Origin of the sequence: Paenibacillus hamazuiensis, assembly GCF_023276405.1 — a bacterium.
Classification (GTDB): domain Bacteria; phylum Bacillota; class Bacilli; order Paenibacillales; family NBRC-103111; genus Paenibacillus_AF; species Paenibacillus_AF hamazuiensis.
In genome coordinates this window covers 8741322-8753774 of sequence record NZ_JALRMO010000001.1, presented here as the reverse complement: position 1 = coordinate 8753774, position 12453 = coordinate 8741322, and the positions used below count along the sequence as shown (strand labels likewise).

The window sequence follows — 12453 nt, the reverse complement described above, 5'->3', positions numbered from 1 at the left end:
AATACCGATTAGTTATACGGGACAATCAAAATTTCGAATGATACTGCTTCAAAAAGAAGAGAGGGCCGGGAAATTTCCCGAACCCTCTCTTTTCATAAGACAGCCGAATTTGCTTCTTCAGCTGCCTCATCTTTGTGCTTTTTCTTATTCAAAACCCTGCCCATTACAATGACGAAAATCGCGGAGACAATTGGGATAACGTAATGCATCGAATACAGCGTTTTCTCCAACAAAGCTCCGATGGCTTTATCGTTTACCACCATTTCTCCCGCCGTATATCCGAGCAATCCCGCTCCAAGCCACACAATAACAGGGAATCGGTTCATAAGAGTCATGAGCAGCTGACTTCCCCAAATAATCAGCGGAATACTGATCGCCAGTCCAAGCCCGATAAGAAGCCAGCTGCCCTCGGCCGCTCCCGCTACGGCAAGAACATTATCCAGGCTCATTACGAGATCGGCAATGACAATCGTTTTGATAGCTTCACCGATGGTCGCACCGGAATGAATCTCGTCTTCTTCGCCGCCTATTAATAATTTAACGGCGATATACAGGAGCAGCAAACCGCCGGCTACTTGCACGAAAGGAATTCTCAGAAGCCAGACGGCAATAAAGGTCAGGATGATTCTTAATGCAATCGCCCCGAAGCTACCGAAGAAAACCGCTTTTTTCTGTTGGTGAGCCGGCAGGTTGCGGCAAGCCAGGGCAATGACGACTGCATTATCGCCGCTTAGCACAATGTTGATGATGATTATTTTCAGCAATCCGACAATCAATGTTTCCATAATTCTACCTCCCGATGACGCAAAAAACAGTAGTCAGCCACTATAATGTGAACGTTTCCAAGTATATCATGGTCGGCAGTATGGAACTAATACGAATCTGTTATGGCAAACAATCAATATTTTCAATGGTAAGAAAATAGAAAATCCCGTTAAGAGCGTGAGTATGTTCAAAAAGGTACGCCGCTGCGGAGTAGGGGAAATCTCCCGGTCGGTTTTTTTCCATAAAACCTTTCCGGGCTCGAACTAAAAGGAGCTTCTAAAATCCAGGCTTTTGATAAAATCAACGAAACAGTTGACTATTTTTAATTCCAAAAACTCTTCATGGTAAAACATCCACGTTTCCCTTTTGATCGGAGAACCGTCTTTTTTCGTAATGTTCATTTTATATAAATCCTTCGAATCTTCCACTACCAAACTGGGCATAATGGCGTAGCCCAGTCCGTTAATCACCATTTCCCTGCATGTGTCGGTCTTATCCACTTCAATGCCGATCAAAGGAGGCCGCGAATAATTGTCGGTCCACCAGCTTGTGATCAATTCCTTCAGCTTGGCATCGCCTTTATACTCGATGCGCGGAAGATCGGGGAGATCCTTAAGATCGATGGAATGGGATGAAACGACACATACCGTTTCTTCCAGCAGCAAATGTTTTTGATCCTGCCATTTATAATCGCCGCGGATGAAAGCCACGTGAATTTCCTGATTATATATTTGATTGTACAGGTCTCCGCTCCAGCCGCTTGTTACTTGAAACTCCACCTTGGGATACATGTCTTTAAACAGCTTTAGTATTCTCGGAAGCTTGTGTCTCGTAATAAAATTGGTGACCCCCAGCCTCAATGTTCCTACTACATCATCGCTCATATTACCGATATGATCTTTGATTTCATGCATACGGCCAAGCATTTCTTCGGCACACTTCACCAGATACTCACCTTGCGGCGTAAAATGAACTCCTCTTCTGCCTCGATGTACAATTTGCACGCCAAACTCCTTTTCGATCTGCTGCAACCTCTTGGTTAGAGCCGGCTGAGATATGTACAGACTGTCGGCTGTCTTCGTAATATTTTTCTCATCGTTTAAAACTTTCAGAATCAACCAATCTCGAGTTTCCATCCGGTTGTCCCCCAACAAAATAGTATGTATATAGTCTAGCTTATATTTGGGGTTAATATAAGAGCAAAGCGGATTATTTACGATCTCAAAGGCGAATGCTATCGCTCTAAGAGTTTTCCGAAGGAAAACTTGCATCGGAAGGATACGCTTAGCATACCCCTAAACTCCTTCGCTCGCTTTTTGAACACGCTCTATAAGTTCTTTTGTCTTATAGAACACAAAAAAATCGCAATTCACCAATGAAAGCGGCGGTGATTTGCGATTTTTCTCCTGATACCGTTTAAGCTTCCTCGTTAATCAGCACTTTTCTGCCTCTTATTTTGAGCAGCAAAGGAATGGCAAGCCAGAGGAGGCCGATAATCAGAAAAGTGAGCGAAATCGGCTTTTCAATAAAAATGGACAAGCTGTTGTTGGAAATCGTAAGTGCCCTGCGTAAATTGTTTTCAATCATCGGGCCAAGCACCAATCCCAGAACTAGCGGAGCTAAAGGAAAATCATTTTTGCTTAAAAAGTAACCGGCCACTCCGCAGCCCATTAAGAGCACGAGATCAAAGACGGAATATTGCACCGCATATACGCCAAAAACAGAAAAAGCGACAATAAAAGGAATCAAATATTTGGCCGGCGTTTCAATGACCTTGGCGAACACTTTGACAAGAGGCATATTGAGAATAAGCAGCATCAGGTTGCCGATAAACATGCTGGCGATGACGCCCCACGCTACTTGAGGGTGCTGATTGAACAGCAGCGGACCCGGTTGAATGTTGTACATGATGAACGCGCTAAGCAATATAGCCGTCGTCCCCGAACCCGGGATGCCCAAAGTCAGAAGCGGGATCATCGCACCGCCGGCCGCAGCATTGTTCGCGGATTCCGGCGCGGCAACGCCTTTAATCGATCCTTTGCCGAACTCTTCGGGAGTTTTACTGATTTTTTTCTCCATAATATAAGAGAAAAAGGAAGCCAATGTGGCACCGGCGCCGGGCAATACGCCAATAAAAAATCCCAGTACCGATCCGCGCAGTATAGGGGCAGCGCTGTCCTTCAAATCTTGTTTGGTAGGCAAAATCCGGTTGATTTTGGCTATCGAACCTTCGTTTCCTTCTCTTTCGAGGATCGTTTTGAACACTTCACCCACTGCAAATAAGCCGACGGCGACCGTCAAAAACTCGAGTCCCGAATACAAAACCGGAAGATTATACGTAAACCGGGAGACACCCGAAAGAGGATCAATTCCGATCGTGGCCAGCATTAGGCCGCAGACCGTCATAATTAATGCTTTAGTCATTGATTTTCCGGCAAGCCCGCTTACCGCAGCGAGGCCAAGCAGCATTAAGGAGAAATATTCCGCAGGACCGAAATGGATCGCGATGTCCGTGAGCGGCTTTGCTAAAAAAATGAGTCCGATTAAAGAAACGATTCCGGCAGTAAAAGAGCCGATCGCCGAGATAGCGAGCGCCGCCCCGGCGCGCCCCTGCCTTGCCATTTGATAGCCGTCGAGAGTCGTTACGACCGATGACGACTCGCCGGGCGTATTCAGCAAAATCGATGTGGTCGAACCGCCGTACATCGCTCCGTAGTAGACGCCTGCGAGCAGTATAATCGAGCTGGTAGCCGCCGCTTCCGGGGACAATGCGCCGGTAAGCGATGCGGTGATCGGCATAAGCAGCGCCACGCCGCTCATCGGCCCGATTCCCGGCAGCACTCCTACCGCCGTTCCAATCAATACCCCGAAAAAAGCAAAGACGAGATTATGCCATTCGAATGCAGTTGCAAAACCATGCAGCAAATAGTCGATGGTGTTCATGCAGTTCCTCCTAGGACATTCAGCTTAGCCAAGACGGGAAGCCGGGAAGCGTGCCTTCAAGCACGTCAACGTACAGGTAATAGACGCCGAAGGAAAAAACAGCAGCGATAATCAAAGATGACCATACCCTTCCCCTCTCCATCGTCTGAAAACCGACAAACAAAAATAGAAAAGTCGTGATGACATACCCCAGATCCTCTATGAAAAAGGCATATAGGAGGGCAGCGGCAAAAATGATGGCGAACCGCTTATAGTCCAAATTCGCGGGCGCCTTCTCCGATTTCGCATAACGGAATGTTTCGTAAATGAGCCGGATGCTGAGCAAAATCAAAACAATGCCCAGTGCCATTGGCAAAGTATTCGGACCGACGCCGCTGCCATAGGCGCCTTTCGATATTTTCAAGCTTTCGCTGATACATAAGGCGCCCAGGGCAAGGAATACAATACCGGCGTAGCGATCAAACGTTTTGTTCAATGTATGCCACTCCCTTTTATTTTCCAAGACCTAATTTTTTGAGTGTCGCCGAATAAGACGATTCTTCGGCTTCCATTGACTTAATGAAGTCCGCACTGTTCATATACCCGTTTTGCAGACCGATTTTGGCAAGCTCATCATTCCACTCTTTGCTGTCCGAGAGAGCTTTCAGCTTTTCTTCCCAATATTTTTTGGCGGCGTCCGCCATGTTTTTCGGCCCGAATACTCCGCGCCAGTTGGCGACCACAAGGTCCAATCCCTGATCTTTATACGTTGGAATGCCGCTGAATTCGCCTTTTATTTTTTCCGGGGCGCCGATGCCGAGCACCCTGACTTTCCCCGCTTTAATATACTCCGCAAAGCTGGACAAATCGGAGGTCATCGCGTCGCCATTCCCGCCAAGCAGCGCCGTCATCGCTTCTCCGCCGCCGTCATACGCAACGTATTTGATTTTCGTAATATCGACGCCCGACTTGTCCGCAACCAGAATGGAATTCAGATAATCCAGCGTCCCCGGTGCGCCACCGCCGACAATCGTCACTTTCGAAGGGTTCGCTTTCAAATCATCGACGAACGATTTTAAATCTTTATATTTTGAATCCGCTTTCACGGCGATGCCTTCAAAATCAACCTGCATCCTTGCGAGCGGGGTCACATCTCTGAACGAGACCGTGGCAGCGCCTTCTTTTTTAACATAATTCAATACGAAAGGTGTGGAGGTAATCATCAATTTGTAATTGTTTCCGGCATCTTTCATCGCAAATTCGGTCGTGCCGGTAATCTGGCCGCCGCCCGGTTTATTTTCAACGGTCATCGTCTGCTCCACCAGTTTGGCGGCGGGCAGCACTTTAGCCATCGTTCTGGCCATGACATCAAGTCCGCCTCCGGCTCCGGCCGGAACAAACAAGCTCATCGGTTTCTCCGGATAGTTCGACTTTGCCGAACTTGCTGCCGAGCCTGCGGATTTGGAAGCGTTTGAATTTGGGCCCGCTTCTTTTCCTTCGCCGCCGCATGCGGCTAAACTTACGGCAAGCGATCCTGCCAGTATCATCGTCGTGACCCTTTTCTTTTCAAAAAACATGGAAACCCTCCTTTTTATGAATGCGCTTTAATTTTGCCTTACTTAACAAGTTAAAGCAGCGGGCGTTTAAAATAAAATACTGTTTTTTTATTACACCTCATAACTTTTTCGCATGACTCGCTTCACCTGAGCCGGACCTCGTGAACAGAGCGCCGCCGACAAGAAATAACCCGCTGAAATAAAACACAAACGCGATTCCGCCCCAAGCCCCGATCAATCCGAAAATCAAGGGAGCAATCAGCTGGGAAAGCCGATTTATCGCCAGTCTCAGGCCGAGCACTTCCCCCGTTTTCGATTTCGGGGATGCGTTGTACGTTGTTGTCATCGAGAGCGGTTGGCCGCAGCCTAATCCGATACCCATCACGCTGCTCAGAATGGCAAATATAACAAGATCTCCGGCAAGCGGAAAAAGCAGAAACGAGACGCCGGCAAGCATGATGGATGCCAGCAAAACCCAGCGGCGCTCAAACATGTCTACGAGCCTAGCCAAAAAAAGGCGCACAGCGACCATAGCTAAGCCCTGAAGGGCGATAATCCAGCCGATTTGCGATTCGGTGTGACCCAGCTTCGCCGCAAACAGCGGATAGTATGCTATGAAAATGTCCCGGGAATAAAGCACCAAAGCACTCGAGGCGAGCGCTTTGCGAATGGTCGGATTTTTCAGCAAGGTCAAGGTGCCTGAGCGGGTGCCGTCGGTCTTGTCCTCCTTGACCGTACCTTTCCTCCCGGCAGGGATAAAAAACGAAAATAGGATCGGTAGGATCCCGATGGCGGATGCAGTCAGAAAAGCATGCGAATACGAAACCGTCTCGGCTAAATAGCCGCCTGCAGCCGGCCCGACGAAGCCGCCGACGGAGACGAACATGCTGAACATGCTGAAGTAACGGTCCCGGTTGTGTTCGGCGGCTGCATGACCGAGTACATTTTGCAAGGAAATCATAATTAATATGTGGGCGATTCCCGTGACGATCTGAGAGACGTACAGCGAAAGCATGGACGGTGCCAGATAAGGGATTATTAACCCCACGGCCGCTCCGATGGTGCCAATAATGAGCGGCGGCTTATCCCCCGCCTTATCGGCGAGCTTCCCCGCGTAAATGGCGAAGAGGAGCGGCAAAAACGCGTACGCCGCCGTCAACAGACCGACCTCAAAAGCTCCGGCGCCGAGCTGGGAGGCGGCCAATGTGACGAGCGGTCTCGTAATGCTCATCATGGTCGTAAAGCCTAACGCAATGACGATAACGGTGCTTAAAACCACCCGCATTCAACCTCCATGGCGTCACGCCGGAACCAGGGAACGCAAAAAATCGACCGAAAGTTTGGCTGCCGTGAAGCTGTCCGGTTTTTGCACGATTTCCGGAGTGATATAACCCGTATAATCCGCTGCGTGTAGCTCTCGCATAATAAAACCAAAGTCCATCCCGCCCTGGCCGGGCGGCAGACGGTCATGATCCGCAGCATGAATGTAACGGAGCAGCCCTTTGCCCTCGGCGAACCCTTTTACCGTCGATCCGTCCTCAGTGTCCATATGGTAAATATCAAGCATGAGCTTTAAATTGGGAATCTGCAAATCTCGTATAAACCGTACCGTTTCCCGCGTTCCGTTCAAATTGTTAATGACCGACTTGTTTTGCGGCTCGAGCAGCACTTGGATGCCGCGCTTATCCGCACGTGCACATACCTGTTCGAGCGCTTCACGAATCCACCCCATAGACCGCTCCGGTTGCCCCTCATTGATATCGCCCCGAAGCTTGCCGATGGCGACAGGAGCGCCGAAATGCGAAGCGAACTCGACGATTTGCAGCGCACGCCAAACCGCAGCCTTTCTGGCCTCGGCGGATTCCGCCGCAAAAGTCAGCTTATCTTCGCTCACGACCGGCCCCGTCCCTACTGCGGCCATTTGGAGACCGCAGCGGGAAAGCTGCCGTTCGAGCAGAGCGATATCGATTTCGCCGGGATTGCGGACAAAAGCTTCAATCCCGTCATATCCGAGCCGCTTCAGATCGGAGAAAACCTCATCCGGACTGCCGCGAAATCCCAGTATCGGCAGACGTGTTTCCGGCGTTGCATATGGGTATGCCCATTTCACGGCTATCGCCCCTTCCTTGGCATCATCCGCCGATATCGTAGTCTTTCGGGTCCATGCCCTGCAGCTCTGCCTCTTTGCGAAGACTGTCCACAACCTCGCTCGTCAAAGGAATTCCTTGGACTCGGCGTTTTGCCGCCGTTCTTTCCTCCGGTTCTCCCGGGATCAATATTTCATCGAAGCCCTGCGCCTTCGGGCATTCCTTGGCACGCGTAACGAAAGTGTCCATGCGCTCCTCAAATTCTTCCTTCGGTATAAAAAGATCCGGCTTTATGGCGATAAATAAATGCCCGACGTTTTGAGGCTCCGAGTGATCGAAGTACAAGCTTTTCACATCTCCGCCATAATTCGCTCCCGTAAGCACACCGGCGAGCAAATCCATCAGCATGGCGAGCGCGGCTCCTTTGGCGCCCCCAAAGGGCAAACAAACCCCTTCAAAAGCTTTCCGCGCATCGGTCGTCGGAACGCCGTCTTTATCCAAGGCCAGCCCAAGCGCTATCGGTTCTCCGTGCGTTGCGGCAAGCCGGATTTTTCCGCGGGCGATGACCGTCATCGCCATATCGAGCACATATGGCACCTCTTGTCCGCCGGGAATTCCCGCAGCAAACGGACTCGCGCCGAGAAACGCCGTTCTCCCGCCCCAAACCGGAATCGCCGGCGATGAGTTGGTATAGGCCAGCGCAATGTATCCCGCTTCAATCGCCTGCTGCACATAAAGAGCGGCCATGCCGTAATGGGTGCTGCGTCTGACCCCAACCAGACCGATTCCGCTTTGAGCGGCGAGCCGGATCGCTTCATCCATCGCCCGGTGCCCTGCCAAAAAACCCATTCCGTCATCCCCGTCGACCAGCGAGACGGCGGGGGTGATATTTTTTACCGTTATATGGGGCCTCGAATGGACAACCCCTCTTCGAATCCGCTCCAAATACATAGGAATCCGCGATACGCCATGAGAGTCAAGCCCTCTTAAGTTCGCCTTCACAAGATCCTCCGCAATCGTACGTGCATCCTCGTCCCGCAAACCGCCGCCGATGAACAGCCGGGCTGCAAACTCGGTCAGCTTGTCGGGTTTTATCATCATTTGTGTCATAGGATCCTCCTCGTATTCATCAAGTCTAATGACCATGCTAACACGAGGGATAAAAGTCATAAAATGCAAATTCATCATCGCCAAATATGAAAAAAATGAATAACACGGCGGACTTTTCCCCTTTGGGAATAAGCGCGGCCTCGAAATTTGAACGGCAGAAGGTTACAATAGAGGAGACAAGGGGGGCAAGGTGCCATGGATGAACGGGACTGGATGATCATACATGTACTGTACGAGAAAAAAAATATTACCAAAGCCGCGCAAAGCTTATTCATTACCCAGCCTGCGCTGACTAAACGCCTCATGGTCATCGAAGAAGAGCTTGGAGTCAAAATCGTCAACCGCGGCATCAGGGGCGTGCATTTTACCCCTCAAGGCGAATATTTGGCCAAACGCGCCTCCGAGCTGCTTTCCTTATACCGGGACATCAGGGAAGACTTGACCAATATGACGGATGAAGTGATAGGAACGATCCGGCTTGGCGTTTCTACATTTTTCAGCAAGTACAAGCTGCCGATTATTTTGAGATTGTTCAAGGAGCAGTATCCCAAGGCGGAGTTTCATGTCGAAACCCTCAAAAGCCAAGACATTTTCAATCTCGTATACAATCAGGAGGTGCATGTCGGTTTCGTGCGCGGCGGGTACAGCTGGCCGGGACGAAAGCATCTTTTGTTCCAGGAGAAAATTTATATCGTCTCCAAATTTCCCGTTGATTTTGCCGACCTTCCGAATGTGCCGAAAATCGATTACCAGACCGATAACTTATTCAAATCGTTGATCGACAACTGGTGGGCGGATCATTTTTCCAAACCTCCGTTAGTTGCAATGAAGGTCGACCGCGGAGATACGGGACGGGAAATGGTCGTCAACGGACTCGGGTACGCGATTTTGCCGGCCATGTTTATAAACGACATTCCGGACCTGCACAAGCTCGAGGTGAACGATAAAAACAACAATCCGATACTAAGGGAAACGTGGATGTTTTATTACGAGGAATCGCTTTCCAATAACGTCGTGAAAGCGTTTGTAGAATTTGTAGAGGGCTTGGATCTGCAGGATATCAGCGCATTGCCGGAATAACGGGCGAGGCCGGGACGGGTGCGGGCCCTCATGAAAGTTTTCTATGCCAAAGGATAATAGATTCTTATTTTTCAGTTAGCCGAGATTCGTCTTATACTACCTTTGCGATACACCGCAGAAATACACATTCGGGGGGGATACACGGATGAATCACCTGGCACGGGCATCTTTAGTCGTCAGCGGCAAGGAATACGCGTATTACCGTATACAAGCTTTGGAGGAGCACGGATTTGGGAATGTGTCCGGCCTGCCTTATTGCATAAAGGTTCTTCTGGAGGCGGCCGTCCGGGAATGCGATCATACCGGGATTACCGAAGATCATATCCGCAAGCTGGCGCAATGGACGACGAAACGGGATCCTAACCAGGAAATTCCGTTTAAACCGGCGCGCATCCTGCTTCATGACACAACGGGGCTGCCGGCCATTGTCGACCTGGCGGCCATGCGTCAAGCGATGCATCGGATCGGGGGAGCCCCTTCCAAAGTCAATCCTTTAATACCGGTCGACCTGGTTATCGATCACTCCGTCACGGTGGATTATTTCGCCCGGCCGGACGCCCTGGAATTAAACGAGGATAAGGAGTTCGAGCGGAACCGCGAACGGTTTCGGTTTTTCCGCTGGGCCCGCCAGGCTTTCGAAAATATCCGCATCGTACCGCCGTCGACCGGGATCATGCACCAGATCAATATGGAGCTGTTATCGTCCGTTGCCGTTACCAAAGCTGTCGACGGTTCCGCGGTCGTATACCCCGACTCCTTGGTCGGTACCGATTCGCACACGACGATGATTAACGGACTCGGTATCGTTGCCTGGGGAGTAGGCGGCATTGAAGCGGAGGCGGCGATGCTTGGCCAGCCGTTATATTTCGTGACGCCGGAGGTGGTCGGCTTCAGATTGACCGGCTCGCTTCCGGAAGGAACGACGGCGACCGACCTTGCGCTGACCGTCACGCAGATGCTGAGGAAAAAAGGCGTTGTCGGCAAGTTCGTCGAATTTTTCGGACCCGGGGTCGCCCGCATGAGTGTAGCCGACCGGGCAACGATCGCCAATATGGCTCCGGAATACGGAGCGACGATGGGGTATTTCCCGGTGGACCGCGAAACGTTGCGGTATTTGCGGCAAATCGGGCGCAGCGAAGAGCAACTCGCGCTTATCGAAGCTTATTACGGCGCACAGGGGATGCTGGCGACGCCGGAGCGCGCCGAACCTGTCTACCCGGACATCATCGAACTTGATCTTTCCACTGTCGTTCCGAGCCTGGCCGGACCTAAGCGCCCGCAGGATCGGGTCGACCTTTCCCGCATGAAGCAAGCTTACAACGGCATCGTACGCTCCCCCATCAGCCAAGGAGGGTACGGCTTAACCGAGGAAGAGCTGGAAAAAACGGTTACCGTCTGCCATCCGAACGGAGAGACAAGCCTTATTTCGCACGGTTCGGTCGTGCTGGCCGCGATAACAAGCTGCACCAACACGTCCAACCCGTCCGTGCTGATCGGTGCAGGGCTTCTGGCCAAAAAGGCGGTGGAGAAAGGTCTGCGCAAGCCGTTTTTCGTCAAAAGCTCGCTCACTCCGGGATCGCGCGTAGTGACCGATTATTTGACGGAATCCGGGCTTCTGCCATATTTGGAGCAGCTCGGCTTTCATATCACAGGTTACGGCTGCGCCACGTGTATCGGCAATTCGGGACCTTTGCCCGACGAAATCAGCGAGGCCGTTCAGCGCGGCGACCTGGTCGTTGCGGGAGTGCTGTCGGGCAACCGCAACTTCGAAGGCCGGATTCATCCGCAGATTAGAGCGAACTATTTGGCTTCGCCTCCGCTTGTCGTCGCTTATGCGCTGGCCGGAACCGTCAATATCGATTTCGCGGGCGAACCTATAGGCCGTGATGAGCGCGGCGAACCTGTATTTTTAAAGGATATCTGGCCTTCGTCCGCAGAAATCGAAGAGTGGATGGCTCTCGCGGTTCGTCCGGAGTTATTTCGCAAGCGATATGCCAACGTCTACGAGGCGAACCCCCGGTGGAACGAGCTGGACGTTCCGGAAGGCGAGCTTTACGCCTGGGATGCAGGTTCGACTTACATTCAGGAGCCGCCTTTTCTTGCAGGTATTGAGAAAAATGCCCCAGGCATCCGGGAAATCGGCTCCGCCCGGGTTCTCGCCTTGCTGGGCGATTCCGTGACGACCGACCATGCTTCCCCGTCCGGCGCCATCAAACCGGACAGTCCGGCAGGACAGTATTTGCTGCAGCATGGCGTGAAGCGGGAAGACTTCAACTCGTACCCTTCCCGGCGCGGAAATCACGAAGTGATGATTCGCGGAGCGTTTGCCAATGTCCGAATCCGCAATCAGCTGGTGCCGGGCTCCGAAGGCGGGGTTACGGTCTATCTGCCGACCGGCGAAACGATGTCCATCTTTGACGCGGCGATGAAATACCGGGAGAACGGCACCGCTCTGGCGGTCATCGCCGGCAAGGAATACGGCACGGGAAGTTCGAGAGATTGGGCGGCGAAGGGGCCTTACCTGCTCGGGGTCAAAATGATCATCGCGGAAAGCTTCGAACGCATTCACCGCAGCAACCTGGTTGGCATGGGCGTTCTTCCGCTGCAGTTCGTCCCCGGCACAAGCGCCGCGTCGCTGGGCATTACCGGCCGCGAGCGTTTCGACACCGCCGGCCTGAACGACGGGATCGCGCCGGGTCAAACGATCCGCATCATCGCGACGCGCGAAGATGGAACCCGCTTCGAATTCCCCGTCATCGTCCGGCTCGATAACGTCGTCGACGTGGAATATTATCGGAACGGCGGCATTATGCAGACCGTCTTTCGCAAGCTGTAAAAAGAGGTGCCGGGATACCCGGCACCTCCAGGCTGCCCGGAAAACCCCAACTCCAAGATGAATCCCTTGATAAGGTGAGGGGTATTCCCCGGAGAGT

10 protein-coding genes are annotated in these 12453 nt (G+C 51.8%); 2 read left to right on the top strand and 8 right to left on the bottom strand.

What is annotated here, in order from left to right:
• Positions 1-92: 92 nt before the first annotated feature.
• From MYS68_RS38215 to MYS68_RS38180, 8 genes are all read right to left on the bottom strand, one after another.
• Complete coding sequence (locus MYS68_RS38215; protein ID WP_248930749.1) at positions 93-785, bottom strand: TerC family protein; 693 nt, start codon at positions 783-785, stop codon at positions 93-95.
• A 243-nt stretch (positions 786-1028) separates the two neighbouring features.
• Positions 1029-1901: a LysR family transcriptional regulator gene (locus MYS68_RS38210; RefSeq protein ID WP_248930748.1), complete on the bottom strand. Its 873-nt coding sequence runs from the start codon at positions 1899-1901 to the stop codon at positions 1029-1031.
• A 280-nt stretch (positions 1902-2181) separates the two neighbouring features.
• Positions 2182-3708 carry a tripartite tricarboxylate transporter permease gene (locus MYS68_RS38205; protein WP_248930747.1) on the bottom strand — a complete coding sequence of 509 codons (1527 nt, stop codon included), beginning with the start codon at positions 3706-3708 and terminating at the stop codon, positions 2182-2184.
• A gap of 19 nt (positions 3709-3727) precedes the next feature.
• Positions 3728-4183 carry a tripartite tricarboxylate transporter TctB family protein gene (locus MYS68_RS38200; protein WP_248930746.1) on the bottom strand — a complete coding sequence of 152 codons (456 nt, stop codon included), beginning with the start codon at positions 4181-4183 and terminating at the stop codon, positions 3728-3730.
• A gap of 16 nt (positions 4184-4199) precedes the next feature.
• Positions 4200-5264, bottom strand: coding sequence for a tripartite tricarboxylate transporter substrate binding protein (locus MYS68_RS38195; RefSeq protein WP_248930745.1), 1065 nt, complete (start codon positions 5262-5264; stop codon positions 4200-4202).
• Positions 5265-5361: 97 nt separating this feature from the next.
• The gene (locus MYS68_RS38190) at positions 5362-6528 is read right to left on the bottom strand and encodes an MFS transporter (RefSeq protein WP_275983666.1); all 1167 of its coding nucleotides are present in this window, start codon (positions 6526-6528) and stop codon (positions 5362-5364) included.
• A 15-nt stretch (positions 6529-6543) separates the two neighbouring features.
• The gene (locus MYS68_RS38185; protein WP_248930743.1) at positions 6544-7353 is read right to left on the bottom strand and encodes a sugar phosphate isomerase/epimerase family protein; all 810 of its coding nucleotides are present in this window, start codon (positions 7351-7353) and stop codon (positions 6544-6546) included.
• A 22-nt stretch (positions 7354-7375) separates the two neighbouring features.
• Entirely contained in the window at positions 7376-8440 is a 1065-nt protein-coding gene (locus tag MYS68_RS38180) for an Ldh family oxidoreductase (RefSeq protein ID WP_248930742.1), read from the bottom strand.
• Positions 8441-8635: 195 nt separating this feature from the next.
• Here MYS68_RS38180 and MYS68_RS38175 point away from each other — a divergent pair, with 195 nt between their 5' ends.
• On the top strand, positions 8636-9520 hold the full coding sequence (locus MYS68_RS38175) for a LysR family transcriptional regulator (protein ID WP_248930741.1): 885 nt from the start codon (positions 8636-8638) through the stop codon (positions 9518-9520).
• 145 nt (positions 9521-9665) lie between these two features.
• On the top strand, positions 9666-12356 hold the full coding sequence (acnA, locus tag MYS68_RS38170) for an aconitate hydratase AcnA (RefSeq protein ID WP_248930740.1): 2691 nt from the start codon (positions 9666-9668) through the stop codon (positions 12354-12356).
• Positions 12357-12453: the final 97 nt, after the last annotated feature.